This window comes from Angustibacter aerolatus, from assembly GCF_054776675.1.
The window spans coordinates 1-26,783 of record NZ_BAAHBM010000047.1 but is presented as its reverse complement, the minus strand read 5'-3'; the positions used below and the strand labels follow the sequence as shown (position 1 = coordinate 26,783).

At 73.5% G+C, this 26,783-nt stretch carries 27 protein-coding genes and 2 pseudogenes; 19 read left to right on the top strand and 10 right to left on the bottom strand.

From position 1 onward, the window contains the following. Window positions 1-518: pseudogene (locus ACYVI6_RS11950) on the bottom strand (hypothetical protein); the annotation flags it as partial. Window positions 519-597: 79 nt separating this feature from the next. Between ACYVI6_RS11950 and ACYVI6_RS11945 the strand changes: the two are divergent. From ACYVI6_RS11945 to ACYVI6_RS11920, 6 genes are all read left to right on the top strand, one after another. Further along, window positions 598-1,155 (top strand): flagellar hook-length control protein FliK, encoded by a 558-nt coding sequence (locus ACYVI6_RS11945; protein ID WP_460446585.1) that lies wholly within the window; start codon window positions 598-600, stop codon window positions 1,153-1,155. 113 nt (window positions 1,156-1,268) lie between these two features. After that, window positions 1,269-1,706, top strand: a complete 438-nt coding sequence (locus ACYVI6_RS11940; protein ID WP_460446584.1) for a flagellar hook capping FlgD N-terminal domain-containing protein — start codon at window positions 1,269-1,271, stop codon at window positions 1,704-1,706. Between the two features lie 53 nt (window positions 1,707-1,759). After that, window positions 1,760-2,938: a flagellar hook protein FlgE gene (locus tag ACYVI6_RS11935; RefSeq protein ID WP_460446583.1), complete on the top strand. Its 1,179-nt coding sequence runs from the start codon at window positions 1,760-1,762 to the stop codon at window positions 2,936-2,938. 180 nt (window positions 2,939-3,118) lie between these two features. Further along, window positions 3,119-4,753 (top strand): methyl-accepting chemotaxis protein, encoded by a 1,635-nt coding sequence (locus ACYVI6_RS11930; RefSeq protein ID WP_460446582.1) that lies wholly within the window; start codon window positions 3,119-3,121, stop codon window positions 4,751-4,753. Window positions 4,754-4,901: 148 nt separating this feature from the next. Then, on the top strand, window positions 4,902-6,446 hold the full coding sequence (locus tag ACYVI6_RS11925; protein ID WP_460446581.1) for a GAF domain-containing protein: 1,545 nt from the start codon (window positions 4,902-4,904) through the stop codon (window positions 6,444-6,446). Window positions 6,447-6,549: 103 nt separating this feature from the next. After that, a complete protein-coding gene (locus ACYVI6_RS11920) occupies window positions 6,550-8,109 on the top strand; it encodes a GAF domain-containing protein (protein ID WP_460446580.1) in 1,560 nt (519 codons plus the stop codon). A gap of 9 nt (window positions 8,110-8,118) precedes the next feature. Here ACYVI6_RS11920 and ACYVI6_RS11915 read toward each other — a convergent pair whose 3' ends face one another. From ACYVI6_RS11915 to ACYVI6_RS11875, 9 genes are all read right to left on the bottom strand, one after another. Further along, the gene (locus ACYVI6_RS11915; protein WP_460446579.1) at window positions 8,119-9,063 is read right to left on the bottom strand and encodes a hypothetical protein; all 945 of its coding nucleotides are present in this window, start codon (window positions 9,061-9,063) and stop codon (window positions 8,119-8,121) included. Between the two features lie 71 nt (window positions 9,064-9,134). Beyond that, window positions 9,135-9,626 (bottom strand): hypothetical protein, encoded by a 492-nt coding sequence (locus tag ACYVI6_RS11910; protein ID WP_460446578.1) that lies wholly within the window; start codon window positions 9,624-9,626, stop codon window positions 9,135-9,137. 8 nt (window positions 9,627-9,634) lie between these two features. Then, entirely contained in the window at window positions 9,635-9,997 is a 363-nt protein-coding gene (locus ACYVI6_RS11905) for a response regulator (protein ID WP_460446577.1), read from the bottom strand. 46 nt (window positions 9,998-10,043) lie between these two features. Beyond that, complete coding sequence (locus tag ACYVI6_RS11900; protein ID WP_460446576.1) at window positions 10,044-10,526, bottom strand: chemotaxis protein CheX; 483 nt, start codon at window positions 10,524-10,526, stop codon at window positions 10,044-10,046. Next, window positions 10,523-10,927: a response regulator gene (locus ACYVI6_RS11895; protein ID WP_460446575.1), complete on the bottom strand. Its 405-nt coding sequence runs from the start codon at window positions 10,925-10,927 to the stop codon at window positions 10,523-10,525. The genes ACYVI6_RS11900 and ACYVI6_RS11895 overlap by 4 nt, the downstream gene beginning before the upstream one ends. After that, window positions 10,927-11,742 (bottom strand): CheR family methyltransferase, encoded by an 816-nt coding sequence (locus tag ACYVI6_RS11890; protein WP_460446574.1) that lies wholly within the window; start codon window positions 11,740-11,742, stop codon window positions 10,927-10,929. The genes ACYVI6_RS11895 and ACYVI6_RS11890 overlap by 1 nt, the downstream gene beginning before the upstream one ends. Continuing rightward, on the bottom strand, window positions 11,742-12,956 hold the full coding sequence (locus ACYVI6_RS11885) for a protein-glutamate methylesterase/protein-glutamine glutaminase (protein ID WP_460446573.1): 1,215 nt from the start codon (window positions 12,954-12,956) through the stop codon (window positions 11,742-11,744). The genes ACYVI6_RS11890 and ACYVI6_RS11885 overlap by 1 nt, the downstream gene beginning before the upstream one ends. Continuing rightward, on the bottom strand, window positions 12,956-13,375 hold the full coding sequence (locus tag ACYVI6_RS11880; RefSeq protein WP_460446572.1) for a chemotaxis protein CheW: 420 nt from the start codon (window positions 13,373-13,375) through the stop codon (window positions 12,956-12,958). Before ACYVI6_RS11880 ends, ACYVI6_RS11885 begins: the two co-directional genes overlap by 1 nt. Next, entirely contained in the window at window positions 13,372-15,717 is a 2,346-nt protein-coding gene (locus ACYVI6_RS11875; RefSeq protein WP_460446571.1) for a chemotaxis protein CheW, read from the bottom strand. Before ACYVI6_RS11875 ends, ACYVI6_RS11880 begins: the two co-directional genes overlap by 4 nt. A 171-nt stretch (window positions 15,718-15,888) precedes the next feature. On the opposite strand from ACYVI6_RS11875, the gene ACYVI6_RS11870 reads away from it, so the two are divergent. The 13 genes and pseudogenes from ACYVI6_RS11870 to ACYVI6_RS11810 form a co-directional block, all read left to right on the top strand. Then, a complete protein-coding gene (locus ACYVI6_RS11870; RefSeq protein ID WP_460446570.1) occupies window positions 15,889-16,194 on the top strand; it encodes a flagellar FlbD family protein in 306 nt (101 codons plus the stop codon). Continuing rightward, on the top strand, window positions 16,194-16,964 hold the full coding sequence (locus ACYVI6_RS11865) for a flagellar motor protein (RefSeq protein WP_460446569.1): 771 nt from the start codon (window positions 16,194-16,196) through the stop codon (window positions 16,962-16,964). The genes ACYVI6_RS11870 and ACYVI6_RS11865 overlap by 1 nt, the downstream gene beginning before the upstream one ends. 1 nt (window position 16,965) lies before the next feature. Beyond that, window positions 16,966-17,859, top strand: a complete 894-nt coding sequence (locus ACYVI6_RS11860) for a flagellar motor protein MotB (RefSeq protein ID WP_460446568.1) — start codon at window positions 16,966-16,968, stop codon at window positions 17,857-17,859. 31 nt (window positions 17,860-17,890) lie between these two features. Continuing rightward, entirely contained in the window at window positions 17,891-18,385 is a 495-nt protein-coding gene (locus tag ACYVI6_RS11855) for a flagellar basal body-associated FliL family protein (protein WP_460446567.1), read from the top strand. A gap of 103 nt (window positions 18,386-18,488) precedes the next feature. Next, window positions 18,489-19,409 (top strand): flagellar motor switch protein FliM, encoded by a 921-nt coding sequence (locus ACYVI6_RS11850; protein ID WP_460446566.1) that lies wholly within the window; start codon window positions 18,489-18,491, stop codon window positions 19,407-19,409. After that, on the top strand, window positions 19,406-20,131 hold the full coding sequence (gene fliN, locus ACYVI6_RS11845; protein ID WP_460446565.1) for a flagellar motor switch protein FliN: 726 nt from the start codon (window positions 19,406-19,408) through the stop codon (window positions 20,129-20,131). The genes ACYVI6_RS11850 and fliN overlap by 4 nt, the downstream gene beginning before the upstream one ends. Continuing rightward, on the top strand, window positions 20,131-20,622 hold the full coding sequence (locus tag ACYVI6_RS11840) for a flagellar biosynthetic protein FliO (protein WP_460446564.1): 492 nt from the start codon (window positions 20,131-20,133) through the stop codon (window positions 20,620-20,622). The genes fliN and ACYVI6_RS11840 overlap by 1 nt, the downstream gene beginning before the upstream one ends. Then, window positions 20,619-21,479 (top strand): flagellar type III secretion system pore protein FliP, encoded by an 861-nt coding sequence (gene fliP / locus ACYVI6_RS11835; protein ID WP_460446563.1) that lies wholly within the window; start codon window positions 20,619-20,621, stop codon window positions 21,477-21,479. Before ACYVI6_RS11840 ends, fliP begins: the two co-directional genes overlap by 4 nt. Window positions 21,480-21,498: 19 nt before the next feature. Continuing rightward, window positions 21,499-21,774, top strand: a complete 276-nt coding sequence (locus ACYVI6_RS11830; protein ID WP_460446562.1) for a flagellar biosynthetic protein FliQ — start codon at window positions 21,499-21,501, stop codon at window positions 21,772-21,774. 15 nt (window positions 21,775-21,789) lie between these two features. Next, on the top strand, window positions 21,790-22,554 hold the full coding sequence (locus tag ACYVI6_RS11825) for a flagellar biosynthetic protein FliR (RefSeq protein ID WP_460446561.1): 765 nt from the start codon (window positions 21,790-21,792) through the stop codon (window positions 22,552-22,554). Window positions 22,555-22,557: 3 nt separating this feature from the next. Further along, on the top strand, window positions 22,558-23,667 hold the full coding sequence (locus ACYVI6_RS11820; protein WP_460446560.1) for an EscU/YscU/HrcU family type III secretion system export apparatus switch protein: 1,110 nt from the start codon (window positions 22,558-22,560) through the stop codon (window positions 23,665-23,667). A 160-nt stretch (window positions 23,668-23,827) separates the two neighbouring features. After that, a complete protein-coding gene (flhA, locus tag ACYVI6_RS11815) occupies window positions 23,828-25,879 on the top strand; it encodes a flagellar biosynthesis protein FlhA (protein WP_460446559.1) in 2,052 nt (683 codons plus the stop codon). Between the two features lie 31 nt (window positions 25,880-25,910). After that, a pseudogene (locus ACYVI6_RS11810) lies at window positions 25,911-26,783 on the top strand (hypothetical protein); the annotation flags it as partial.

Genomic DNA, 26,783 nt, shown 5'->3' with positions numbered 1-26,783 from the left:
CCCGAGCAGCCCGCCGGACCCGGCGCCGCCCCCGCCTCGTGGCGGCCGGCCGACGCGCCCGGCACCACGGCAGCCGCGCTGCCGACGACCCCGCTCGCCGCACCATCGGCCGAGCCCGGTGCCGGCCCGGTCTCCGGTGCCACGGCCCCCACGACCACCTCGGCCGCGGCCGGTTCGGGGCGTCCCGCCGGTGCCCCGGCGAACCTGGCCGCCGCCCTGCAGCAGTCGACGCCCGACCCGACCCCCAGCGCCTCGACGCCCGGTGCCGCGGGGGAGACCGCGACCACGAGCCCGGCCGCACCCGCCGCAGCAGCTGCGTCGAGCCCGGGCGTCCCGCCCGCGACCGCACCGACCGCACCGACCGCACCGACCGCACCGACCGCACCGACCGCACCGACCGCACCGACCGCACCGACCGACCCGATCGAGCCGAGCGCGCCCGTGGCGTCCGCGCCCGTCACGGGTCCGCTGCCCGGCGCACCGAGCAGCAGCCGGTCGGGGGAGCGAGCCTCCGGCACCGCCGCCGTGGACGGCGCAGCGCCGTCCTCGGCACCGTCCTCGTCGCTCGCGGCGGCCCAGCCACCGCAGGCACCGCCCGTGCAGCCCGTCGTCGTCGCCCCCGTGGCGTCGGCCGCGCCGACCGCGGGCGCGACGGCCGTGGCCGCACCGGTCCTTCCTGCCGCCGTGCAGCAGGCGCTGACCGCCCAGCTCGGTGCCCGGCTGATCGGCGCGGCGCACGCGGCCACCCGCGACGGCGTGCACCAGATCAGCGTGCAGCTGCACCCGGCCGACCTCGGCGTCGTCCAGGTGGTCGCGACGCTCGGCGAGCAGGGCGTGCAGATCCACCTGCACGCGGCCACCGAGTCGACCCGCGAGGCGCTGCGCCACGCCCTCGGCGACCTGCACCACGACCTCGCGCAGGCCGGCAGCGGCGGCGTCTCGGTCGACGTGTCGGACCACGCCCCGCAGCAGCAGGCGGCTGACACCGCCGCGCAGTGGGCCGCGGCGCACGACGGCGCAGATCGTGGCCGCGGATCGCTACAGCCGCAGGCGATCCGGGCCGAAGGACCTCGTGGCGGCAGCGATGCCACCACCCAGCGTCCGGCGCAGCCGGCGCACCGGGGCGCCGACCAGCGCCTCGACCTGCGGGTCTGAGCACGACGCTCTCACCCCACCGCAGGACACGGCACGACCGCACGACGGCACGACCGCTCGACCAGGACACCAGTTGCCACGGATGGCGCTCACTCCGCACGCATGGAGACGCCATGACCGACCCCGTCGGCAGCGTCACGAGCCCGATCACCCAGCTCATGACGCAGCCCGCGCAAGGCGCTTCGGCCCCGAGCCGCAGCAGCCTCGACAAGGACACGTTCCTCAAGCTCCTCGTCGCGCAGCTGAAGTACCAGGACCCCAGCAAGCCGGTCGACAGCAGCCAGTTCATGGCGCAGACCGCGCAGTTCACGCAGGTCGAGACCCTGCAGTCGATGTCGAAGGACACCGCCTCGTCGCTGGCGCTGCAGCAGGGCATGGCAGCCAGCAACCTCGTCGGCAAGACCGTCTCGTGGGTCGACGGCGACGGCGGCGTGCACAGCGGCCGCGTCAGCAGCGCGCAGTTCGGCGGCAGCGCCGCCGGTCCCGTGCTGAGCATCGGCAACCAGTCCGTCGAGCTCTCGTCCGTCACCAAGGTGGCGTCCGCGGGCTGAGCCCGCACACCTCGCTCAGCCCCACACACCACCCGTCCCAGGAGGACACCACCATGCTTCGCTCGCTCTTCACCGGCATCAGCGGGATGCGCGCCAACCAGACGATGATGGACACGGTCGGCAACAACATCGCGAACGTCAACACGACCGGCTTCAAGTCCTCGAACACCGTCTTCCAGGACACGCTGAGCCAGCTCATCCAGAACTCGTCCGCGCCCACCGCCACCACCGGCGGCCGCAGCCCCGCACAGGTCGGCCTCGGCGTCCGCGTCGCGGGCATCACCACCAACTTCACCCAGGGCGCCGCGCAGACCACCGGCCGCGCCAGCGACGTGATGATCCAGGGCGACGGCTTCCTCGTGGAGAAGAACGGCGGCCAGACCACCTACACCCGCAACGGGTCGCTCAGCTTCGACGCGCTCGGCCGGCTCGTGGGCCCGAGCGGCGGCATCGTCCAGGGCTGGACGGCGGACGCCACCGGCACGGTCGACAACAACACCCCGACCGGCAACATCACCGTGCCGCTCGGCTCGACGCTGGCGCCGAACGCCACGACGCTCGCCAAGCTGTCGGGCAACCTGCCGGCCGACACCCCGCTGAACACGCCGGTCACCAAGTCGGTCGACGTCTACGACGCGAACGGCGTCTCGCGGCGGCTGTCGATGAGCTTCAACCGCACCGGCGCCGACACCTGGGACGTCAGCCTCGACGACGGCACCAGCTCGAGCACCGGCACCCTGACCTTCAGCGGCTCGGGCGCCAGCCCGTCGCCGTCCACCTTCAACGTGGGTGGCGTGGACGTCGACCTGTCGCAGGTCACCGGGTACGCCGGCCTGTCGACCGTGGGCATCGACTCGCAGGACGGGTCGTCCGCCGGCACCCTGCAGGGCTTCTCGATCGGCGGCGACGGCGTGCTGACCGGCACGTTCAGCAACGGTCTGTCGCGGGCGCTCGGCCAGATCGCGATGGCCACGTTCAGCAACCCGGCCGGCCTGGTGCGCGAGGGCGACTCGGGCTACTCGGCGTCGACCAACAGCGGCCTCGCCCAGATCGGCACGCCCGACAGCGGTTCGCGCGGCACCCTGGCCGGCGGCATGCTCGAGATGTCGAACGTCGACCTCGGGCAGGAGTTCACCAACCTCATCATCAGCCAGCGCGGCTTCCAGGCGAACTCGCGCATCATCAGCGCCGGCGACGAGATCCTGCAGGACCTCATCAACATCAAGCGCTGACGCCGACGCCGTCGCAGACCGGCCCGCCACCGACCTCGGTGGCGGGCCGGTTCGCGTCCCGGCCGAACCGTTCAAGGTCAGACACCCGCTGACGATAGGTAGTCAGATCGCTCGCCGAACCCGGGACGAGCAGGCAGCACCGCGCGGCGGACACCGCCACCCACCACGAAAGCAGGGGCCATGCAGTACGCACACACCGACACGGTCGTCGCCGGACGCCGCGGGCCGCTGGGCCGCGTCCGCGACCTCGGCGTCCGCACCAAGCTGATGGGGGCGGTCGGCGCCCTCGGCCTCGTGACCGTCGTCGTCGGCGGCGTCGCGGTGCAGTCCGTCGACGACCTGCAGTCGAAGACCGACCGCATGGAGCAGCTGCAGGTCGAGCTCGCCGCCGACCGCGGCACCGTGCACCAGGACCAGATCAAGGCGCGGATGCTCGTCGCCCAGGTCGCCGCCGTGCAGGGCAAGGAGGCGACCGACACCTACCTGCAGAAGATCAAGGACAACGACGCCGAGCTCGCCGAGGCCGTGCAGCGCGTCGACGCGCACGACGGCGCGAAGGTCATGCCGACCTGGCCCGCGTTCAAGACCGGGTTCGCCGCCTGGCAGCAGCTGCGCGACACCACGCTGCTGCCCGTCGCGATCCGCGACGACGCCGTCACCTACACCAGCCTGCTGTCGACGAAGTCGCAGCCGCTGATCGACACCTACGTCGACCAGCTCGACGCGGCCGCCGCCTCGCTCGACGCGGCGTCGAAGCAGGCGGCGCACGAGGCGAAGGCGACGGCCGAGGCCACGCAGCGCACGGTGCTGATCACCACGATCGTCGGGCTGCTGCTCGGCCTCGGCCTGGCGCTGCTCATCGCCAACGCCATCGTGCGCTCGCTGAAGTCGGTGCAGGGCGCCGTCGAGGCGATGGCGCGCGGTGACCTCACCGCCCGCGCCGACGTCACCGGCGGCGACGAGGTCGGTCGCATGGCCGCGGCACTCACCGAGGCCCAGGAGTCGCTGCGCGGCGTCGTCGCCACGGTCGCCGGGTCCGCCGACGCGGTGGCCGCCAGCTCCGAGGAGCTCTCGGCCACCAGCCAGCAGATCTCCACCGGTGCCGAGGAGACCAGCGTGCAGGCCGGTGTCGTGGCCGCGGCCGCCGAGCAGGTCTCGCGCAACGTGCAGACGGTCGCCGCCGGCTCGGAGGAGATGGGCGCGTCGATCCGCGAGATCTCGCAGTCCGCCAACGACGCCGCCCGCGTGGCCGCCGAGGCCGTCGGGGTCGTCGACGCGACGAACCAGACCGTGGTGCAGCTGGGCACCTCCAGCCAGGAGATCGGCAACGTCGTCAAGGTCATCACGTCCATCGCGGAGCAGACGAACCTGCTCGCGCTGAACGCGACCATCGAGGCGGCGCGCGCCGGCGAGGCGGGCAAGGGCTTCGCGGTCGTGGCCAACGAGGTCAAGGAGCTGGCGCAGGAGACCGCGCGGGCCACCGAGGACATCGCCCGCCGGGTCGACGCGATCCAGCAGGACACGTCCGGTGCGGTCGACGCCATCGGCCGGATCTCGACGATCATCACCTCGATCAACGACTACCAGATGACGATCGCCTCGGCGGTCGAGGAGCAGACCGCCACCACGCAGGAGATGGCGCGCAACGTCACCGAGGCCGCCACCGGCTCGGGGGAGATCGCCGCGAACATCACCGGCGTGGCCAGCGCCAGCAGCACGACCACCGAGTCGGTCGGCCAGGCGCGCCAGGCCATCGACGAGATGGCGCGGCTGGCGGCCGACCTGCGGATGCAGGTGTCGCGCTTCACCTACTGAGCAGCACCCGCACCACCCAGACGGGGCGCGCGGCCGGCACCAGCCGGCGGCGCGCCCCGTCGCCGTGTGTCCGGGACCACTCCCGTCGTCCTCCAGTCGCGGCCTGCGCTGTCGATGTTGCATCTGCAACCAGACAGAGGAGTGCACCGTGTTCGCTCGTGCCCGTCAGGCACCCACCACACCCGAGCTGCACCAGGCCAGGGCGGACGTGGACGCCGTGCACGCCGTGGTCGAGGCGCTGGCTCGATCCCGCACCGCGGACGACGCGGTGCAGACCGCCCTCGACGTCGTCCGCGAGCAGTTCGGCTGGGCCTACGCGTCCTGCTGGCGGCTCGACGAGGCCGCCGGCGTGCTGCGCGTCGCCGCCGAGTCCGGCGAGGCCGGGGAGGCGTTCCGCGCGGTGACCCGCACGGCGACGTTCGCGGAGGGCGTCGGCCTGTCGGGACGTGCGTGGCGCACCCGCGACCTGGTGCTCGTGGCCGACCTGGCCGAGCTGCGCGACTGCGTGCGGGCACCCGTCGCGCAGCGCAGCGGCATCCGCAGCGCCGTCTGCTTCCCGGTCGTCGAGGACGGCGCGGTCGTCGCCACCATGGACTTCTTCAGCGCCGAGCGGCTCGAGCCCTCGCCCCGCCGGCTGCAGACGCTGCGCAGCGTGGGCGTGCTGGTGTCGCAGGCGGTCACCCGCGTGCACGCCGCCGAGCGCCAGGTGAAGGCCGCACAGGACATCGCCGCGGTCACGCAGGTGCTCCGCGAGCTGTCCCGCGCCGCGACGGTGCAGGACGTCGTGGGCCGCGCGCTCGAGGCCATCCGCACCGGCTTCGACTGGACGTACGGCTCGTACTGGCGGGTCGATCCCTCGGACGCCGCGCTGCACTGGGTGCAGGAGTCCGGTGACGCCGGTGCCGAGTTCCGCGCCGTCACCAAGACGGCGTCCTTCCGCGAGGGGGTCGGGCTGTCGGGCCGGGCCTGGCGATCGCGCGACCTGGTCTTCGTCGAGGACCTCGCCGAGGTCACCGACTGCGTGCGGGTGCCGGCGGCCCAGCGGGCCGGCGTGAAGTCAGGGGTCTGCCTGCCGATCCTGGTGCACGGCGAGGTGGTCGGCACCATGGACTTCTTCGCCACCCGCACGCTCGTCATGTCGGCGGGCCGGGCGGACGCGCTGCGCAACACCGCCTTCCTCGTCGGGTCGGCCATGGAGCGGCTGGCGGCGGCCGAGCGGTTGGCCACGGCGGGTCAGGAGCTGATCTCGTCGATCACCGAGGTCGAGCGCAACGTGCTGGCGGCGACGAGCGTGGCCGGCGAGGGCGAGCGGCTGGCCGCTGCGGCCGACGACGCCGTCGCCCGGCTCGGCACCTCCAGCGACGAGATCGGCGCGGTGGTGAAGACCATCCGGTCGATCGCGTCGCAGACCAACCTGCTGGCGCTGAACGCGACCATCGAGGCGGCGCGGGCCGGCGACGCGGGCCGCGGGTTCGCCGTGGTCGCGGGGGAGGTCAAGGAGCTGGCCAACGAGACCGCCACGGCCACCGGCGAGGTCGACGTGCGGGTGCGCGACATCCAGGCGCAGGTGCGTCAGGTGGTCGGCGCGCTGGCGAAGATCGGCGACGTGGTGCGGGAGATCAACGAGACGCAGGCCGTGATCGGCGGCGTGCTGACCGAGCAGGTGGCGGTCACCCGGGACGTGCTCGCCTGACGGTTGCACAGTCAACACGCACCGCGGGATCAGGGACGCCGGTGCGACGTCCGAAGACCTCACGGGGTCGCCGACGGGGCGACTGCCGGATGAGGAGGTCGCAGTGCGTCGTCGAGCAGGTCAGCGGGGGAACGTCACGCCGGTGCGCGGTGACCGGCCGCGCGACGTCGAGGCGCTGGAGCACATGCTGCACGCGCTGGACGCCGGCGTCTCGGACGCGCAGGACGCCCGTCGGGTGTGCACCGACTCGCTCGTGGAGTCGCTCGCGCTCTGCTACGGCGCCCGCTGGGTGCCGGTGGCCGCCGACGGCGGCACCCCGGGCGGCTGGGGCCTGTCGTACGAGACCGGGCCCATGGCGGCCAGCCTGCGACGCGGCGGGCTGGAGCAGCTGCCCGTCGACGCCGGCCTCATCGGCACCGCGACCTCGACCCGCCGTCCGGTGCTGGTCGACGCCGCCCAGCAGGTGCGCGGCTGCGCCCGCTGGGACGCCGCCCAGCAGGCCGGTGCGGTCGCCGCGGCGATCGTGCCGCTCATCGACACCGACGGCACGATCGTCGGGGTCATGGAGCTCTACAGCAGCAAGCCGATCCCGACCATCGACGACGCGCGCTGGTCGGCCATCGCCCGCATCGCCACCCTCGCCCGCGCGCAGGCCGTCGTGGCCACGCAGCTGCGCGAGGACCTGCACGACCGCGAGGCCGTCACCAAGGTGGTCAGCTCGGTCGGGTCGGCCCGCGACGCCGACGCCGCGCTGCAGACGGCCCTGGAGAGCGTGCGGACCGCCTTCGGCTGGGCCTACGGCTCGTTCTGGCGGCTCGACCCCGAGGCGCAGGCGCTGACCTTCCAGCTCGAGTCGGGGTCGGCGGGTGCGGAGTTCCGGCAGGTGACCCTGGCGGCCTCGTTCCGCGAGGGCGTGGGCCTGTCGGGCCGGGCGTGGAAGCGCCGCGAGCTGGTGTTCGTGCGCAACCTCGCCGACATCACCGACTGCGTGCGCGCTCCCGCGGCGCAGCGGGCCGGCGTCCGCTCCGGCGTCTGCTTCCCGATCATGGACGGCGCCGAGGTGCTCGGCACCATGGACTTCTTCGTCACCGAGACCATCGAGCTGTCGCCGTCGCGGCTCGCCGCGCTGCGCAACGTGCAGCAGCTGGTGTCGCAGCGCCTCACCGCGCTGCGCCGCTCGGAGGCCAGCGCGCACAACGCGCAGCTGCTCTTCGACACCGTCACCCGGCTGCGGCAGGCGGCCGACGACGCGGCCGGCGTGGCCAGCGAGGCCGTCGGCCGCTCGGCCACCATGACGCAGGACGTCGAGGGGCTGGCCGAGTCGTCGAACGCCATCGGCGAGGTCATCAAGATCATCAACGGCATCGCGGGCCAGACGAACCTGCTGGCGCTGAACGCGACCATCGAGGCGGCGCGCGCCGGCGAGGTCGGCCGCGGCTTCGCGGTCGTCGCCGGCGAGGTCAAGGAGCTGGCGCGCGAGACCGGCGCCGCGACGCAGCGGGTCGCCGAGCAGATCGCCCGGCTGCAGGAGAGCAGCCGGTCGGTGGCCGGCGGCATCGGCGCCACGAGCGAGATCATCGGCCGCCTCGACCAGGTGCAGTCGCGCATGGAGCAGGTGCTCGGCGAGCAGGCGGCGATGGCCGCGGCGTTCCGCGAGGGGTAGTCGCGCGCGTCAGGCGGCCGGGGGTGCGGTGGCGAAGGCCACCACCCACGGCCGCTGCAGCACGTCGAGCGGCTCGGTGGGCAGCAGGTCGGCCACGACGGCGGCCTGCACCACCCCGCTGAGCGCGTTCCAGCTGCCCGCGGCGCCGTCGTCCGGGTCGAGCCCGGCCGCCCAGAACGCCTGCACGGCCCGCAGCTGGCCGGCCGCGGCCAGGCGCACGCGGCCGGACAGGTGCGCCGCCCAGCTCGCCTCGTGCATCGCCGTGCTCCAGCCGCGCTCACCCCGCCGCAGCGGGTCGACCGCCGCACGCCACGCGGCGCGGTCGCCGGGCGACCAGGCCGACACCTGTGCCAGAACCCGCACGGCCGCGGACGGCAGGCCGTCCGGGTCGGCTGCGGCTCGCTCGTCGCGGTCGTGGACGGCGGGGGAGAGGTCGTGCAGCGCGGCCACGAAGGGCGCGCCCAGGCGACGACGCGCGGCGGCCGGCAGCGAGGGCGCGGACCACGCGGCCGCGAGTGCGTCGGCCAGCACGTCGGCGACGGGCGCCCACTCCTCGGAGCGCACCGCGAGCTCGAGGCCGGCGTCGCCCGGCGTCCAGGTCCAGTCGAGCACCTCGCGGCCCAGCAGCAGGTCGAGGGCGGCGAGGTCGGCGAGCGGGCCAGTGGCCAGCGCGGCCAGCACCCGGCGGCTGGCCTCCAGCTGCTCCTCCTGGGCCAGCTGCACGGCCGTGCCGGCGAGCGCGGACGGCGTACCCACCTGCTCGAGCGCCTCGGCGTCGGTGAGCGCGGCGCGCGCCACGGCCCGGCCGGCACCGGGGTGGTGCCGGGCGACGACGTCGAGCGTCGCGGGGTCGCAGCGCAGCGCCTGCAGCAGCGCCTCGGCGACCGCGGCCCCGCCCTCGCGGCGGGCCAGGTCGAAGCCGACCGACGTCGCGCTCAGCAGGGAGTAGGGCACGGCACCAGCCTGGGCCGGGTGCCGTCGGCGCGCCAGTCCCGGCAGCCGACGGCACCCGTTCGGCGGTGCGCTCAGGCGTCGAGCGGCAGCACCGAGACGACGGCGAGGCCGCCGTCGCCGTAGCCCTTGATGGTGACCTTGAGGTCGTCGCGCTGGGTCACGACGTTCGCCCACTCGGCGACGTCGGCCGGCAGGGTGTCGCCGGGACGGTGCACCACGGACAGCTTCTGGTGGGTGTCGGAGAACTGGTTGAGCGCGCCGGCGAACACGTTGAGCAGCTCGTAGGCGTTCTCCTGCAACGAGTCCGGGATGTCGCGGTCCTCGATGGCCGCCTCGGCGCCGCCCGCGGGCACCAGGCCGAGGGCGGCGCCGGCGTAGGCGGTGAGCGCGAAGTCGAACAGCACCAGCGCGGTCATGGTGCCCCGGTCGTCGACGTACACGCCGATCGAGGGCGCCGGCGTCGAGTCAGGGCGCAGGCCCTTGCCGTAGGCGAGGGTGACGTCGCGACCGAGCATGCCCTCGAGGAGCTCGCGGATCGCCTGGTGGGTGGGCAGCTGGTGCACGGCGGGCCCTAGACCAGGACTGCGCTGAGCGCGTCGCGGAAGGTGTCGGGCGTGAACGGCTTGACGATGACGAACAGCGCGCCGGCGGAGCGGGCGGTGTCCTGCATGTCGGCCGAGCCCTCCGAGGTGACGAAGCCGAACGGCACGTCGATGCCCTGCGCGCGCAGGGCCCGCAGCAGCTCGATGCCGGTCATGTTGGGCATGTTCCAGTCCGACAGCACGAGGTCGGGCGCGCCGGCCTGGATCTGCGCCAGCGCGTCGGCGCCGTCGACGGCCTCGACGAGGTCGTGACCGTCGAAGCCGGCCTGCCGCATGGTGCGGGTGACGATCTGCCGCATGACGCGGCTGTCGTCGGCGATGAGGATGCGCATGGTGGTGGTGCCTCTCGGTGTGGTCCGGGACGTCGTGCGTCCGGGGTCAGGGTGCGTCGTGCCCGGGCTCTGCTCGCCGGACGTGCAGCTCGAGCCGCACGGTCCCGCCGGGCCAGGCCACGACGGTCGTCAGGGCGGCCGGGTCGGCCGCGGTGTGGGCGTCGGCCTCCGGCAGGAACGCCGGCAGCCCGAGCGAGCAGTCGCCGGGCAGCAGCGACTTGAGGTTGCCGCCGAGCACGTTCGCGAGCTCGCGCAGGGCGTCCTCGACGTCCTCGTCGTCGAGCGGGCCGATCGCGACCGGCGACGCCGCGAGCATGGCCTCGGTGACCCGGCGGGCGGTGCCCGGCTCGCAGGTGACCCGCACCCACCCGGCGTACGCGCCGGCGATCTCGACGACGGCGCCGACGGGTGCGGTGAGCGGTGCGTCGGGCGCGGGCGCGGGGTACGTGTGCAGCAGCGACTCCCAGACCGCCTCGACCACGGCCCAGACGTCGTCGGCCAGCTCGAGGGTGGCGAGCGGCGGCGTCACGACACGGCCCCGGCGACCGGCTCGGGCAGCAGGCCGAGCAGCGCCAGCTTGTCGCGCATGGCGTCGGAGGTGAACGGCTTGATCAGGTACTCGTGCGCGCCGGCGGCGAGCGCGCGGACCACGCGACCGTGCTCGCTCTCGGTCGTCACCATCATCATGGTGACGTCGCGCCAGGCGGCCTGCTCGCGGATCCGGCCGACGAGCGTCAGCCCGTCCATGACCGGCATGTTCCAGTCGATGCAGGCCAGGTGCGGGCGCCGGCCGGCGGCATCCATCACCGTCAGCACGTCGAGGGCCTGCTGGCCGTCGGCGGCCTCCTCGGTCTCGTAGCCGAGGCCGTGGAGCACGCCGGACACGATGCGCCGCATGGCGCGCGAGTCGTCGACGACGAGAGCACGCATCAGGAAACCTTCCGGTAGACGGAGCTGCGGCCGGCGGGGACGCGTTCCCAGCCGGTGAGCCCCAGGGTGGTCTCGGCGGCGCCGAGGTAGAGGTAGCCGTCGGGGGCGAGCACGTCGGCCACCCGGCGCAGCACCGCCTGCTTCGTCTGGACGTCGAAGTAGATGAGCACGTTGCGCAGGAAGACCACGTCGAAGCGGCCCATCGGGGGCAGCGGACGCATGAGGTTCAGTTCGGAGAACCGGGCCATCGCCTTGAGCGCCGGGCTGACCTGCCAGCCCGCGCCGTCCCGGACGAAGTGCTTCACCAGGCTGGTGGCGGGCAGGCCGCGGTTGACCTCGAGCTGGCTGTAGCGGCCGGTGCGGCAGCGCTCGAGCATCGCGCGGCTGAGGTCGGTGCCGACGATCTCGGTGTGCCAGCCGGCGACCGCGGGGGAGTCGGCCACCGTCATCGCGACGCTGTACGGCTCCTGCCCGCTGGAGCAGGCGCCGCACCAGATCCGCAGCCGGCGGCTGCCGCCGCGGGCCTTCGCCAGCGTGGGCAGCACCTGGTCGCGCAGGTGGGTGAACGGGTCGACGTCGCGGAAGAACGACGTCTCGTTGGTGGTCAGCGCCTCGACGAGCGCGCGCCCGGCCGGCCCGGTGGGGAAGCGGCGGACGCCGTCGATCCAGGCGTCGAGGTCGCGGCTGCCGTCGGCCTGGGCGAGCGGGCCGAGCCGCGACTCGACGAGGTACTCCTTGCCCGGCCCGAGCACGATGGCGCTCTCGCGCAGCACGAGGTCCTGCACGAACGAGAACGACTGGGCGGCGAGCGGCATCAGCGCACACCCCCCGCGAGCGCGGCGTCCGGACGGGCGGCGGCGACACCGAGCCGGCGCAGCACCTCCGGTGCGAGCTCGGTCAGCGGCAGCACGGCGTCGGCGAGCCCGGCCTGGGCCACCGAACCCGGCATGCCCCACACGACGGACGTCGCGGCGTCCTGCACGACGACGCGCGCACCGCCGCGCACCAGGTCGTCGCTGCCGCGCCGGCCGTCCGAGCCCATGCCCGTCATGACGAGACCGAGCGCGGCCGGGCCGACGGCGGCGGCCACCGAGCGGAACAGCACGTCGACGGCGGGCCGGCAGAAGTTCTCCGCCGGGCCCTGCTGCAGGTGGGTCTGCAGGCCGGCGCCGGCGCGCCGCACCTCGAGGTGGTGGTCGCCGGGCGCGACGTACACCGTGCCGGGCTGCAGCGGCTGGCCGCTGGTGGCCTCGACGACGTGCACGGCGCAGTTGCGGTCGAGCCGCGCGGCGAGCTGGGCGGTGAAGACGGGCGGCATGTGCTGGACGACGACGACGGGCACCCGCAGCGTGCCGGGCAGCCCGCGCAGCAGCGTCTCGAGCGCGGTCGGGCCGCCCGTCGAGCAGCCGACGGCGAGCAGCTGCACCGCGGCGCGCGGGCCGGCGGCCTGCCCGGTCGGTGCGGTCGGTGCGGTCGGTGCGGTCGCCGCGGGAGCGGGCCGGGCGGCGAAGGGAGCGGCGGTGGGTGCGGTGCGCAGCGGCGTCCGGGTGACGGGGCGGCCGGCGGGCGCGGGCACGACCGGACGGGGTGCGCGGCCGGCGCCGGCGAGCGCCTTGACCTTCGGGATCAGCTGGTCGCGCACCTGCGCGATCGACTGCGAGACGCTGCCCATGTTGGCCGGCTTGGCGACGTAGTCGCTGGCGCCGGCGTCGAGCGCGTCGAGGGTGGCCACGGCGCCGCGCTCGGACAGCGTGCTGAACATGATGATCGGCTGGCGGCGGCCGGCCGCGCGCAGGGCGCGCACGGCGCTGATGCCGTCCATCTCGGGCATCTCGATGTCCATGGTGATGACGTCGGGCGCCAGCTGGTCGACCTTCGTCAGCGAGGCGCGGCCGTTCACCGCGGTGCCGACGACCTCGATGTCGGGGTCGGCGTCGAGCACGTCCTTCACCAGCCGGCGGATGACGACGGAGTCGTCGACCACCAGCACGCGGATGCGCGCGCCGGGCAGGCCGGGCAGACCGGGCATCAGACCTCGACCGCGCGGTCGACGTCGAGCGCCAGCAGCAGCTGGTCGGGCAGCTTGTAGGCGCCCACGATGAGCGTGCCGGTCGCGTCGTCCATGGTGTCCGGCGGCGGCTCGAACTGGTCGTCGGCCACGTCGACGACGCCGCCGATGGTGTCGACGAGCAGGCTCACCGGCTCGCTGCCGACGCGCACCACGACCACCATCGGCTCGCGGTCGGGGGAGCGCTCGGGCAGCCCGAGCCGCGCGCGCAGGTCGATCGCGGTCAGCACCTGCCCGCGCAGGTTCACCAGGCCGGCGACGGCCGGCGGGGCGAGCGGCACGGGGGTGCGCACCTGCGAGCGGAGCACCTCCTGCACCCGGTCGACGGGCACGCCGTAGCAGCGGCCGTCGAGGGTGAACGTGGCGATGCGGGCGGTCATGCGGGCACCTCGCTGGTGTGGTGGTCGAGCCCGTGCGCGCCGGCCTGGGCGTCGTCGGTGCGGTCGAAGAAGAACGGGTCGGCGGCGAGCACCGCGGAGCGGACGTCGAGCAGCTCGACGACGCGGTCGCGCACGACCGTCGAGCCGACCAGCCCGTGGTCGTCGATGTCGCTGCGGTTCGTGCCGCCCGAGTCGGCGATGTCGACGATCTCGTCGACCACGATCGCGACGCTGCGGGTGCCGCTGGTGGTGATGAGCAGCAGCAGCTCGTCGCCGTCGCCGCTGCCGAGCGCACCGAGGTGGTTGCCCAGGCGCAGCAGCGGCAGGATCTGGCCGCGGTACTGCACGACCTCGCGGTGCCCGACCCGCTCGATGCGGGCGACGGGGATCTGCTCGAGCCGGGTGACCGACGACAGCGGGACGGCGACCTGCCGGCCCTCGCCGATGCCCGCGACCAGCACCCGCTCCTGCTCGCTGACGGCCGTCGCGGCGTCGGCCGACTCGGTCGCCCGCTCCACCGCCTCCGAGCGCAGCGCGCGGCGGCCGATCGCCTGCACGTCGAGGATCAGCGCCACCTGCCCGTCGCCGAGGATCGTGGCGCCGGAGAACAGCCCGATGGCCTTCAGCCGGTTCGAGAGCGGCTTGACGACGATCTCCTCGCTGTTCAGCACCCGGTCGACGACCAGGCCGAACCGGCGTCCCTCGGCCTGCAGCACCGCGATCGTCAGGCCGTCGTGGGTCTCGTCGGTCTCGTCGTCACTCGCGGCGTCACCCGTGCCGGCGGGCCGGCCGAGCACCTCGCTGAGCCGGATGAGCGGCAGCAGCTGGCCGCGCAGGCGGTACACCTCGGCGCCGCCGACCTCCTCGACGTGGGTGGCGGCCTTCGTGGCGTCCAGCGCGACGAGCTCGAGCAGGTTCACCTGCGGCACGGCGTAGCTCTCGCGGCCGCACTGCACGGTGAGCGAGGCCACGATGGCGAGGGTGAGCGGGATGCGCAGGCGGCAGGTGGTGCCGCGGCCGACGGCCGACTCGACCTCGATCGCACCGCCGATGGCCTCGATGTTCGTCTTGACGACGTCCATGCCGACCCCGCGGCCCGACACGTTGGTGACGGCGGCGGCGGTGGAGAAGCCGGGGGCGAAGATGAGCTGCAGGATCTCGGCGTCGGACATGGATGCGACCTGCTCGGCGCGGCGCACGCCCTTCTCGACCGCCTTGGCGGCGATGACCGTGGGGTCGATGCCGGCGCCGTCGTCGGTGATCTCGACGACGACCTGACCGCCCTCGTGGTACGCGCGCAGCGTCAGCACCCCCTCGGCCGGTTTGCCTGCGGCGACACGGGTCTGGGGTGCCTCGAGGCCGTGGTCGACGGCGTTGCGCACCAGGTGGGTCAGCGGGTCCTTCACGGCCTCGAGCAGGGTGCGGTCGAGCTCGGTCTCCTTGCCCACCATCTCCAGGCGCACCGAGCGGCCGCAGGTGGCGCCGAGGTCGCGGACGACGCGGGGCAGCTTCGACCACAGGTGGTCGATGGGCTGCATGCGCGTCTTCATGACGCCCTCCTGCAGCTCGGACGCGATCTGGTTCAGCCGCTGGGAGGCGCGGGTCAGCTCGGCGTCGCCGCGTGCCGCCGCCTGCCGCACGATCTGGTTGCGGGCCAGCACGAGCTCGCCGACCTGCCGCATGAGCGAGTCGAGCAGGTCGACGTCGACCCGCACCGACGCGTCGGCCGCGCTGCGCCGGACCGGCGCCGCCTCGTCCGGTGCGTGCTCCGCGGGAGCGGGGGGCGGGGCGGGAGTGGCGGGTGCGACGGCCGCGGGGGGTGCGACGGGTGCGGTCGGGGCCACGGCCTCGACGACGGCCTCGACGACGGCCTCGACGACCGGCGCTGCGGCGACCTCGACGACCGGCGCTGGGGCGACCTCGGCGGCGGGCGCGGCGACCGGGGCCGGTGCCTCGCCGCGGTCGAGCTCGGCCTGCACCAGGGCGACGGCGGTGCTGACGTCGACGTCGCCCTCGGCGCCGGTGGCCTCGATGGCGGCGAGCAGCTCGCGCACGCCGTCGACCATGGCCAGCAGGGCGTCGGTGATCTCCGGCGTCATCTGCAGCCGGCCGTCGCGCAGCCTGGCGAGCAGGTTCTCCCCGACGTGCGTCAGCGACTCGAGGTGCCCGAACGCGAGGAAGCCGCTCGTGCCCTTGATCGTGTGGATGGTGCGGAACACGCTCGCGAGCAGGTCGCGCGAGCCGGGCTCGCGCTCCAGCTCGACGAAGTCCCGGTCCAGCTGGTCGAGGTTCTCGTAGCTCTCCACGAGGAACTCCTGGACGATCTCGTCCACGTCGTCCATGTCGTCCCCTTCGGTGGTTCACGGTGTCCAGGGGACCTATCGGTGCGTCAGCACCGCAGTTGAGTCTTCGTCCGCTTTCGCCCGGGAACCTCAGGAGGCCGGTGGCCCGGCCGATGGGTGGTGCAGGACGACCCACGGACGGGTCGCCGAAGCGCAGAGGGACGGAACCCGATGATCCAGCTGACCCGCCTGAACGGCCCGGGGTTCGCACTGAACCCCGACCTGATCCAGAAGGCCGAGGCCACCCCCGACACGGTCGTCACGCTCGTCGACGGCACCAAGTACGTCGTCGCGGAGTCGATCGACACCATCACCGAGCGCGTCCTCACCCACCGCGCGTCCGTCGTCGCCCTGGCGCGGCACATGGCCGACGTCGCCGACACCGCCCGCGACGACAGCGAGCCGGCCGACGAGCTCGAGAGCCGTCGCGCCACCGGCGACGCCGTCGTGCCCCTCCGTCCCCGCAGGAGCCACTGATGGATCCGGCGACGATCGTCGGCGTCGTCCTCGCCTTCGCGGCCATCTTCGGCTCGATGATCATGGAGGGCGGCAACCCGGCGAGCATCTTCCTGCCGCCGCCGCTGCTGCTGGTGTTCCTCGGCACGTTCGGCGCCGGCATGGCGGGCGGGCTGCTGAAGGACTTCACCGGTGCGCTCGCCGCGCTGAAGGACGCCTTCCTGAAGAAGCCGATCACGGCCGACGCGACCGTCGAGGTCGTCGTGAAGCTCGCCGAGCGGGCGCGCCGCGAGGGCCTGCTGGCGCTGGAGTCGGCCGTCAAGGAGGTCGAGGACCCCTTCCTGAAGGAGGGCCTGCAGGCCGCCATCGACGGCGCCGACCCCGACGAGCTGCGCGAGATCCTGTTCGGCAAGATCGACACCAAGAAGGCCTACGACAAGCAGATCGCCAAGCTGTTCGGCGACATGGGCGGCTACGCCCCGACCGTCGGCATCATCGGCACCGTCATCGGCCTGGTGCACGTGCTCGAGAACCTCAGCAAGCCCGACGAGCTCGGCCACCTCATCGCCGGCGCGTTCGTCGCGACGCTGTGGGGCGTGCTGAGCGCCAACATCCTGTGGCTGCCCATCGCCAGCAAGCTCAAGCGCGTCTCCGAGGTGGAGTGCCACCAGATGGAGGTCGTCGTCGAGGGCGTCCTCGCCATCCAGTCCGGCACCAGCCCGCGCGTCGTGCAGCAGAAGCTCGAGAGCTTCCTGCCGCCGTCGTCGAAGCCCGCCGCCGAGGCGGCCTGACGTGTCGGCGAGCAAGGGCCGCGGCCGCAAGCACGAGGAGGAGGAGCACATCAACCACGAGCGGTGGCTCGTGTCGTACGCCGACATGATGACGCTGCTGATGGTGCTCTTCATCGTGATGTTCGCGATCAGCCAGGTCGACCAGAAGAAGTTCGCGGCGCTGAAGGACGGGCTGTCGTCCGGGTTCGGCTCCACCGAGAGCGTCCCGGTCACCGGCGGCACCGGCATCAGCGACAACGACGGCGTGGTGCCCGGCAAGATCGACATCGGCATCGGGCTGGGCGTGAAGCAGAACACGACCACCGGGTCGGACAGCAGCGCCTACACCGAGGGCCGCGGCAAGGGCGGCAAGGACTCGACCAGGGCCCGGGCCGAGGCCGAGCTCAAGCGGTTCGGCGACGTCGAGGGCAAGATCAAGAAGGCGCTCGCCGTCAAGCACCTGCAGGGCGACGTGCGGTTCAAGGTCACCGAGCGCGGCCTGGTGGTCGCGCTGATCTCCGACGACGTCTTCTTCGACAGCGCCAGCGCCACCATCCGGCCGCGCGGCCGGCAGGTGCTCGACGCCGTCGGCCCGGTGCTGTCGCCGCTGCCGCAGGACGTCGCGGTCGAGGGTCACGCCAACAAGCTGCAGATCAGCAGCGCGCAGTACCCCACGAACTGGGAGCTGTCGGCCGGCCGGGCCAGCAGCGTCGTCCGGTACCTCATCGACCACGAGGACGTGTCGGCCGGCCACCTGTCGGCCACCGGCTACGGGTCGTCGCGGCCGCTGTACCCCGAGAGCGACCCGCGCTCCATCACGTTCAACCGCCGCGTCGACGTCGTCGTCGTGAGCAACGAGTCCGCCGACGTCCGCGCGCTGCTGCCGAAGCTGGCCGAGCAGCTGTCGGACCTGTGAGCCCCTGATGGCCAAGACCGAGGAGAGAGTCATGTCGAGCAACGTCAGCGCCGTCCCAGGTGGCGCCGGCGGCGCCGCAGGGGGAGACCCGGACGCCGCGAAGAAGAAGGGCAAGGGCAAGCTCGTCGTCATCGCCCTGGTCGTCGTCGCGCTGCTCGGCGGCGCCGGGTACTTCGTCGTGCTGAAGCCGAAGTCGGCGTCCGCGGCCACCGAGAAGAAGCCGGAGCCGGAGAAGGGCGCCGTCGTCGCGGTCGACCCGGTGAACGTCAACCTGGCCGGTGGGCACTACCTCAAGCTCGGCTTCGCGCTGCAGCTGGCGAAGGCCGTCAAGGAGGAGCCCGACCCCAGCGAGGCCACCGACATCGCGATCGAGCTGTTCAGCGGCCAGAGCATGGAGAAGCTCTCCGAGCCCGAGGGCCGAGAGAAGATGAAGGCGAAGTTCACCAAGGCCGTCGAGAAGGCCTACACCGAGAAGGAGACCGAGGCGGTCATCGACGTGTACCTGACCGCCTTCGTCATGCAGTGACCTCCGGTCGTCCGGCGCGCCCCCGACGGCGCGCCGGACGAACTGGACGGTTGATCGCCCGTTCGGCGTAAAGCCCCGGGGGGCGGCTGCCGAAAGACGCTGCATGCCCACGAACGACGTCACCACCGACGCGCCCACCAAGCGCGGGATGGTCGCGTACGACTTCCGCCGGCCGACGAAGCTGGCCCGCGAGCAGGCCCGCCTGCTGGAGATGGTCTTCGAGACGGTGGCCCGCCAGTGGGCGACCGTGCTGACCTCCGAGCTCGGGTCGCCCTGCCAGGTCAGCTTCACCGGCGTCGAGCAGCGCTCCTACGACGACTACGTCAGCAGCCTGCCCTCGCCCAGCGTGCTGGCCCTCTTCAAGCCCCTGCCGCACCCCGGCTCGGCGTTCCTGCAGCTCGACCTCAGCACCGGGTTCACCGCGCTCGAGCTCATGCTCGGCGGCCGCGGCGGCGCCCAGCCCGAGCGCACCCCGACCGAGATCGAGTCGAGCCTGCTGTCGCGCGTGGTCGAGCGGATGCTCGGCGAGCTGCGGTACGGCCTGGCCGCCGCGGCCACGATCAACCCCACGCTGCGCGGCCTCGAGTTCAACCCGCAGTTCGTGCAGGAGGCGGCCGCCACCGACCTCTACATCGTCGCCTCCCTGTCGGTCACGCTCGCCGGCACGCAGCAGGCCGCGACCGTCGCCCTGCCGGCGCCCGTCCTGGCGCCCCGCGCCTCCGAGTCGCAGGCGCCCGACGCCAAGGAGCGCGCCGCCCGCCAGGCCAACCGCGTGGCGATGTCGACCCTCGTCGAGGACGTGCCCGTCGAGGTCCGCGTGCGCTTCGTGCCGCGCCCCATGCGCTCGGCCGCCCTGCTGACGCTCAAGGTCGGCGACGTCGTCCGCCTCGACCACCCCACCGACCGCCCGCTCGACGTCGTGTCGTCCGGCGTGGTGTGCGCCCGCGGCGTCGCGGGCACGAACGGTCCCCGCGCCGCCTGCCTCATCACCTCCTCCACCCTGCCTGGAAGGGCCAGCGAATGACCACCACCACCCTCGGCACCGACGTCCTGGCCGCGGCCCGCGCCGCCGCCGGCCTCGTGCCCTCCAGCGCCCCCCTCACCCCGGGCAACCCGGTCTCGGTCGGCTCGGTCACCGGCACCCTGCCCGCGGGCGCCGTCGCCGTGCGCGCCGAGGTCGTGGGTTCTCGCCCCGGCACCGTCGTCGTGGTCGTCGAGGCGCAGCTCGTGGCGGCCCTCGCCGGCTCGCCGATGGGCGACCTGCCGCTGCCCGAGGCGCTGCGCCCCGCGCTCGAGGCGCTCGCCGTCGCGATCGGCGTCGGCGCGCTCGGCACCGGCGTCGAGGAGCCCGCCGGCCAGGCACTCGCCCGGCTGACCGGGCCGGACGCGGTCGTCGTGCCGCTCACCGGCGTCGGGGGCGCTTCGGCGTGGCTCGGCATCAGCGCCGCCACGCCGTCCGGCTCGCCCGCGCTGCCCTCGAACCCCACCGGCGAGGCCGGCTTCGAGCTGCTGCAGGACGTCGTCATGGAGCTGTCGGCCGAGCTCGGCCGCACCACGATGACCGTCCGCGAGCTGCTGTCGCTGCAGCCGGGCGCCGTCGTCGAGCTCGACCGCCTCGCCGGGAGCCCGGCCGACCTGCTGGTCAACGGGCGGCTCATCGCCCGCGGCGAGGTCGTCGTCGTCGACGAGGACTACGCCCTCAAGATCACCGAGCTCGTCTCCGGCTCGATGCAGGAGCACAGCTGATGGAGCTCGCCTCCCTCGTCGGGCGGATGGCCGTCTCGCTGGTCGTCGTGCTCGCCGTCCTGTGGCTGGCCGCCCGCGCCCTGCGCAAGGGCCAGCGCCGGGCGTCCAAGGGCGTCGACCTCGACGTGCTGGCTCGCCAGCCGCTCGCCCAGCGCGCGTCGCTGGCCGTGGTGCGGCTCGGCGACCAGGCGCTGGTGCTCGGCGTGACCGAGCACCGCGTCGAGCTGCTCGCCCAGCAGCCGCTGGCCAGCCTGGTGCCCGACGAGGTCGCGACCGAGGTCGCGGTGCCGCAGCAGCTCGCCCCGGCGCAGCAGGTCGACGTCGCGCAGCCCGTCGACGTCGCGCAGGTGCCGGTGCTGCAGGTCGCGCCCACCCGGGCCCAGCAGCGCTCGCAGCAGCAGCCGCAGGGTCCGCTGGCCGGCTCGGCGCTCTCGCCGCAGACCTGGGGCAAGGCGCTGGACGCCGTCCGAGAGCTGACGGTGCGCAAGTGACCGTTCGCAACCGCCTGCGGGCGTGGGCCGCCGGCCTGCTGCTCGCCGTCGCGGCCGTCGTCGGGATCGCGGTCGCCGCCCCCGCGTCGGCCGCCCCGGCCACCGCGCCGACGTCGGTCTCGACCGTCGCGCACGTCGTGGCGAGCGGCACGAAGAAGCCGACCGACCCGGTCGCCCCCAGCGGCGGCGTCTCGGTGCAGATCGGCGGCAGCGACTCGAAGGGCACCAAGCCCTCGAGCTCGGTCTCGATCATCCTGGCGATCACCGCGCTGTCGGTGGCCCCCGCGGTGCTGCTGCTGACCACCAGCTTCACCAAGATCTTCGTGGTGCTGGGCCTGACGCGCAACGCGCTCGGCCTGCAGACCACGCCCCCCACGCAGGTGCTGGCCGGCCTGGCGCTGTTCCTCACGATGTTCGTGATGGCCCCGACGCTCACCAAGATGAACCACGACGGCGTGCAGCCCTACCTCAAGGGCGACCTGTCGCAGTCGCAGGCGTTCGAGGCCGGGGTGAAGCCGCTCAAGGACTTCATGGTGAAGCAGACGCGGCCGGAGGAGCTGACGATCATCACCAAGGCGGCGAACATGCCGCGGCCGAAAGACGCCGCGCACGTGCCGCTCACCACGCTGGTGCCGGCGTTCGTGCTGTCGGAGCTGCGGTCGGCGTTCGTGATCGGGTTCCTGATCTTCATCCCGTTCCTGGTGATCGACCTCGTCGTCTCGGCGGCCCTGATGTCGCTCGGCATGATGATGCTGCCGCCGGTCACCGTGTCGCTGCCGTTCAAGCTGCTGCTCTTCGTCCTCGTCGACGGCTGGGGCCTCATCGTCCAGTCGCTCGTCGCCAGCTACCAGCACTGAGACAGGGGGTTCGCGCGTCATGAAGGACCAGACCGTCATCGAGCTCGGCCTGCAGGCGATCCTGCTGTCGGCCAAGCTCTGCGCGCCGCTGCTGCTCACCTCGCTGGCCATCGGCTTCGGCATCTCGCTGTTCCAGTCGGTGACCCAGATCCAGGAGGCCACGCTCAGCTTCGTGCCGAAGGCGATCGGCATCGGCGTGGTGATCGTGGTGTGCGGCAACTGGATGCTGCACGAGCTGGTGTCGTTCACGACCGAGCTCTACACCCGCATCCCCGTCCTGCTGACCACCGGCTGAGCGGGTCGACGCGCCGTGAACCTGGACCTGCCCGCCACGACCCTGCTGGCGCTGCTGCTCGCCAGCGCGCGTGCGGGTGGCTTCCTCGCGGTCGCCCCGCCCTTCAACAACAAGGCGATCCCGGTGCAGGCCAAGGCGCTGCTGTCGGTGGCCATCGGGCTGCCGATGGTCGCGCAGGCCGGCACCGCCCGCCTCAGCCTCGACACCTGGGCCGTGATGTCGGGCATCGTCGTGCAGCTCGTCGTCGGGCTCTCGCTCGGGTTCCTGTGCCAGCTGGTGTTCGTCGCGGTGCAGTCGGCCGGCGACCTGATCGACGTCTTCGGCGGTTTCTCGCTGGCGTTCGCCTACGACCCGCTGATGCAGAGCGGCAACGCGGTGTTCGGCAAGACCTTCCAGATGATCGCCTCGACGCTGCTCATGGTGTCGGGCGGGTACCTGCTGGTGCTGCACGGGTTCCTGCGCAGCTTCGAGGCGATCCCGCTCGACGGCGGCCTCGACCTGCGCACCCTGTCGGGCGTGCTCACCCACGGCCTCGGGCAGCTGCTGCTGGCGGCCCTGCAGATCGCCGCCCCCCTGCTGTGCGTGCTGTTCCTGGCCGACGTCGCGCTCGGCCTGCTGACCCGCGTCGCGCCGTCCCTCAACGCGTTCCAGCTCGGCTTCCCGTTCAAGATCCTGCTGTCGCTGCTGCTGGTGGGCACGACCATCATGGCGCTGCCGGACGTCGTCGCCCACCTCACCGACACCGCCGGCAGCGCGATGATGAAGCTCTACGGGCGGTAGGCGATGAGCGGGGAGAAGACCGAGAAGCCGACGCCGAAGCGCCTCAAGCAGGCGCGCTCGGAGGGCAACGTCGCCCGCACGCCGGACGTCGGTGCCTGGGTGACGATCCTGGCCGCCACCGTGCTGGTGCCGAAGGTCGGCCGCGACGTCGCCGACGTCGCCCGGGCGATGCTGGTGCGGGCGATCGACGCCATCCAGCACCCGACGCCCGAGGTGGCGCTGCAGCTGCTCGGCAAGGGCCTGCGCGACTCGATGGTGGCGCTGCTGCCGCTGGTCGCCGCGACCCTGGTGGTCGCCGTCGGCGCGACGGCCGCGCAGGGCGGCCTGCACCCCGCCACGAAGAAGCTCAAGCCGAGCTTCAAGAGCCTCAACGTGCTGCAGGGCGTCAAGCGGATGTTCGGCCTGATGACGCTGTGGGAGGCCGCCAAGATCATCATCAAGACCGCGGCGCTCGGCCTGGTGCTGTTCGCCATCGTGCGCCGGCTCGCCCCGCAGCTGGTGCTGTCGACCGACGCGCCGCTGATGACCACGCTGGGCATCACCGCGGGCGGCATCCTCACCGTCGTCCGGGCCAGCGTGCTGGTCGGCCTGATCATGGCCGTGGCCGACTACCTGGTGAAGCGGCGCAAGACCAACAAGGGCCTGCGCATGTCGAAGCACGACGTGCAGCAGGAGTACAAGCAGGCCGAGGGCGACCCGCACGTGAAGGGTCACCGCCGCTCGATGCAGATGGCCATGAGCCGCAACCGGATGATGGCCGACATCGCCACGGCCGACGTGGTGATGGTCAACCCGACGCACGTCGCCGTCGCGCTGCGCTACCAGCCCGGCCGCGGCGCCCCGGTCGTGGTCGCCAAGGGCGCCGGCGTGGTGGCCGCGAAGATCCGCGAGCGGGCCGCCGAGCACCGGGTGCCGCTCGTGCAGGACGTGCCGCTGGCCCGAGCGCTGCACGCCGCCTGCGAGGTGGGGCAGGAGATCCCCGCCGAGCTCTACGGCGCCGTCGCGCAGGTGCTCGCGTTCGTCATGTCGCTGCGGGCGAAGGGCGCTGCCGCCGGCACGCACCGCTCGCCGGTGACCGTGCGCGAGGGCCTCGGCGACGCCGTCCCGGCCTGACCGGTGCTCGCACCCAGAACGGACAGGTCGGTGGCTCAAGCCCCGGTGGGGGCCTGCCGAAGGGGTTGAGGTCGGTCACCGGACCGGCTGCACCACCGCCAGGACGGCACCAGCACCAGGCCAGGGATCGGCCACTTCTCCCCAGGAGAGGCGTGTCCCTGTGAGGTCGCGAGCCAAGGCCAGCCAGCTGGCGCTGCCGATCGGCATCGTCGGCATCGTGCTGCTGCTGGTCGTGCCGCTGCCCGCGGTGGTGCTCGACCTGCTGATCGCCATGAACATCACGCTGGCGATCGCGGTGCTGCTGGTGTCGATCTCGATCAAGCGGCCGCTCGACTTCTCGGTCTTCCCGTCGATGATCCTCGTGCTCACCCTGCTGCGGCTGTCGCTGAACGTGTCGGCGACCCGGCTGGTGCTGCGCGACGGCTACGCCGGCAAGGTGATCGGCTCGTTCGGGCACTTCGTGGTCGGCGGCTCGCTGGTCATCGGCCTGGTCATCTTCCTCATCCTCATCGTCATCCAGTTCGCCGTCATCACGGCCGGTGCCGGCCGCGTCGCCGAGGTGGGCGCCCGCTTCACCCTCGACGCCATGCCCGGCAAGCAGATGGCCATCGACGCCGACCTCAACTCGGGCCTCATCACCGAGGACGAGGCGCGGGTGCGGCGTGCAGACGTCGCCGCCGAGGCCGACTTCTACGGCGCCATGGACGGTGGCTCGAAGTTCGTCAAGGGTGATGCGATCGCCGCCATCATCATCACGTTGATCAACCTGGTCGGCGGGTTCGCCATCGGGATGATCCAGCGGGGGATGGCCCCGGTCGAGGCGCTGCAGACCTACTCGCTGCTGACGATCGGCGACGGCCTGGTCTCGCAGATCCCGGCGCTGCTGCTGTCGGTGTCGACCGGTCTGATCGTGACCAGGTCGACCACCAACGGCGACATGGCCACCGACGCCACCCAGCAGCTCGGGCAGCAGCCCCGCGCGCTGTTCATCGCCGGCGGCGCCGCCCTCGGCATCGCGCTCATCCCCGGGCTGCCCAAGCTGCCGTTCATCGTGATCGGCGCCGTCGTGCTGCTGCTCGCCCAGCGCGCCTCCCGGGCGCAGTCGCGCGCCGCCCAGGCCGCCGACGTGCTCGACGACGACGCGCCCGCCCAGCAGGAGGGCCCCGAGGCGCTCATGGGCGAGATGCGCGTCGACCCGCTCGAGGTCGTGCTCGCCCCCGACCTGGTCGACCTCGTCGACACCGGCGTCGGCGGCGACCTGCTCGACCGCGTGCGCGCCCTGCGCCGCAAGCTCGCCATGCAGCTCGGACTGGTCATGCCGCCGGTGCGCACCCGCGACAGCCTCGACCTGCCGGCGTCCGGCTACTCGATCCGCATCAGCGGCGTCGAGGTCGGCCGCGGCGAGGCGCCCCCCGGCCACGTGCTCGCGATCGGCGACGAGCTCGACAACGTGCCCGGCCGCCCCACCACCGAGCCGGTCTTCGGCCTGGCCGGCAAGTGGGTGCCCGCCGAGGCCCGCCAGCAGGCCGAGCTGTACGGCGCGTCCGTCGTCGACCGGGCCAGCGTGCTCATCACGCACCTGGCCGAGGTCGTGCAGACGCACGCCGCCCGGCTGCTCGGCCGCGAGGACGTCAAGGCGCTGATCGACAGCGTGCGCCGCACCCACCCGGTGGTCGTCGAGGAGCTCACGCCCGCGCTGCTCACCACCGGCGAGATCCAGCGCGTGCTGCAGGGCCTGCTCGCCGAGGGCATCTCGGTGCGCGACCTGGTGCGCGTGTTCGAGGCGCTGTCGCAGCGCGCCAAGACCGGTGCCGACCTCGACGGGCTCGTCGAGGCAGCCCGGCTCGCGCTCGGCCCGGCCATCGCCGACACGTTCGCCAAGGACGGTCTGCTGCAGGTCATCACGCTCGACCCGGGCGTCGAGCAGCAGCTCGTCGACGCCGTCCGCCCCGGCGACCAGGGCGGCGTGCTGAGCCTGCCCGGCGGCATGCTCGAGCGGTTCGTCGACTCGGCGATCCAGACCCTCGTCGCCGCCGAGCGCGAGGGCCGTTCGCCCGTCCTGGTGTGCGCCCCCGTGGTGCGCGCCCCCCTGCGCCGGCTGCTGGCACCCCACGTGCCCCGGCTGGCGGTCCTTTCCTACGCGGAGATCGACCCGTCCCTGCGCATCGAGACGAGTGGAGTGGTGAGCGGTGGAGCAGCGATTGCTGCTTGAGGGCTCGGACATCGACGAGCTGCTCGAGCGAGTGCGTGACCAGCACGGCCCGGACGCCCGCATCGTGCACGCCGAGCAGAAGATGGTCGGCGGCGTCGCCGGCTTCTTCGCCCGGCGGCGCTACGAGGTGGCCGTGGCCGTGGGCGAGCAGGCGGACGACGCCCCCGCCCTCGCGCTGGACGGTCTCGGCCTCGTCGACGCCCAGGACGGCTTCGACCGCCGCGACGTGCTCGACGGCGCCGGTGCGCCCGCCGCGCCCGCATCGGTCAGCCCGCCCGCCGCGCCCGTCGCGCCGGCGGTCGGCGGCGGCTCGGTGCTGCCCGCCGCACCCCTCGCGTCGCACCCCTCGGTGACGGCCCCCGCGCCCGTCGCCGCGCCCGCCCCCTCGGCCGCGGTCGACGTGCTGCGCACGCTCTTCGGGCACGACGACGTGCCGGCAGCCGCCGTCCCCGCCGCCGCGCCCCGCGCCGTCGAGACGCCGACCCCGCAGCACGCACCCCAGCCCGTCGAGCAGGCCGAGCCGAGCGAGCCCAGCGAGCCCGCCGCCCCGACGTCCCTCGCCGAGCTGCTGACGCTGGCCGACCGGCAGGACGGCGACGCCCGTCCGCCCGGCCGCGCGCTGTCGACCGAGTCGACGTCGTTCGACGCGCTGCTGCGCGACCTGGTCGCCCGCACCGGGCAGCCCCAGCCGGCCGCCCCGCCCGTTGGCGGCGTCGACGACCTGCTGGTCGAGGCGTCCGCGACCCCGGTGGCGTTCGTGCCGCCCGCGTTCACCCCGCCCACCGAGCCCGTCGGGCCGCCGCTCGAGCAGCCGGCCGCGCTGGGTGCCGCTCCGGAGCCGGCCGCGTTCGCCGACTTCGCCGCCCGCCTCGGTCAGCCGGCGACGTCCGACGCCGCGCCCGCC

Excerpts from the sequence above, each read along its gene's own strand:
- fliN (WP_460446565.1), top strand. The coding sequence starts at position 19,406 with ATGACCACCACCACCCTCGGCACCGACGTCCTGGCCGCGGCCCGCGCC.
- ACYVI6_RS11840 (WP_460446564.1), top strand. The coding sequence starts at position 20,131 with ATGGAGCTCGCCTCCCTCGTCGGGCGGATGGCCGTCTCGCTGGTCGTC.
- ACYVI6_RS11855 (WP_460446567.1), top strand. The coding sequence starts at position 17,891 with ATGTCGAGCAACGTCAGCGCCGTCCCAGGTGGCGCCGGCGGCGCCGCA.
- ACYVI6_RS11865 (WP_460446569.1), top strand. The coding sequence starts at position 16,194 with ATGGATCCGGCGACGATCGTCGGCGTCGTCCTCGCCTTCGCGGCCATC.
- ACYVI6_RS11935 (WP_460446583.1), top strand. The coding sequence starts at position 1,760 with ATGCTTCGCTCGCTCTTCACCGGCATCAGCGGGATGCGCGCCAACCAG.
- ACYVI6_RS11895 (WP_460446575.1), bottom strand. The coding sequence starts at position 10,927 with ATGCGTGCTCTCGTCGTCGACGACTCGCGCGCCATGCGGCGCATCGTG.
- ACYVI6_RS11890 (WP_460446574.1), bottom strand. The coding sequence starts at position 11,742 with ATGCCGCTCGCCGCCCAGTCGTTCTCGTTCGTGCAGGACCTCGTGCTG.
- ACYVI6_RS11940 (WP_460446584.1), top strand. The coding sequence starts at position 1,269 with ATGACCGACCCCGTCGGCAGCGTCACGAGCCCGATCACCCAGCTCATG.
- ACYVI6_RS11930 (WP_460446582.1), top strand. The coding sequence starts at position 3,119 with ATGCAGTACGCACACACCGACACGGTCGTCGCCGGACGCCGCGGGCCG.
- ACYVI6_RS11850 (WP_460446566.1), top strand. The coding sequence starts at position 18,489 with ATGCCCACGAACGACGTCACCACCGACGCGCCCACCAAGCGCGGGATG.
- ACYVI6_RS11885 (WP_460446573.1), bottom strand. The coding sequence starts at position 12,956 with ATGCCCGGTCTGCCCGGCCTGCCCGGCGCGCGCATCCGCGTGCTGGTG.
- ACYVI6_RS11820 (WP_460446560.1), top strand. The coding sequence starts at position 22,558 with ATGAGCGGGGAGAAGACCGAGAAGCCGACGCCGAAGCGCCTCAAGCAG.
- ACYVI6_RS11880 (WP_460446572.1), bottom strand. The coding sequence starts at position 13,375 with ATGACCGCCCGCATCGCCACGTTCACCCTCGACGGCCGCTGCTACGGC.
- ACYVI6_RS11870 (WP_460446570.1), top strand. The coding sequence starts at position 15,889 with ATGATCCAGCTGACCCGCCTGAACGGCCCGGGGTTCGCACTGAACCCC.
- ACYVI6_RS11875 (WP_460446571.1), bottom strand. The coding sequence starts at position 15,717 with ATGGACGACGTGGACGAGATCGTCCAGGAGTTCCTCGTGGAGAGCTAC.
- ACYVI6_RS11905 (WP_460446577.1), bottom strand. The coding sequence starts at position 9,997 with ATGCGCATCCTCATCGCCGACGACAGCCGCGTCATGCGGCAGATCGTC.
- ACYVI6_RS11830 (WP_460446562.1), top strand. The coding sequence starts at position 21,499 with ATGAAGGACCAGACCGTCATCGAGCTCGGCCTGCAGGCGATCCTGCTG.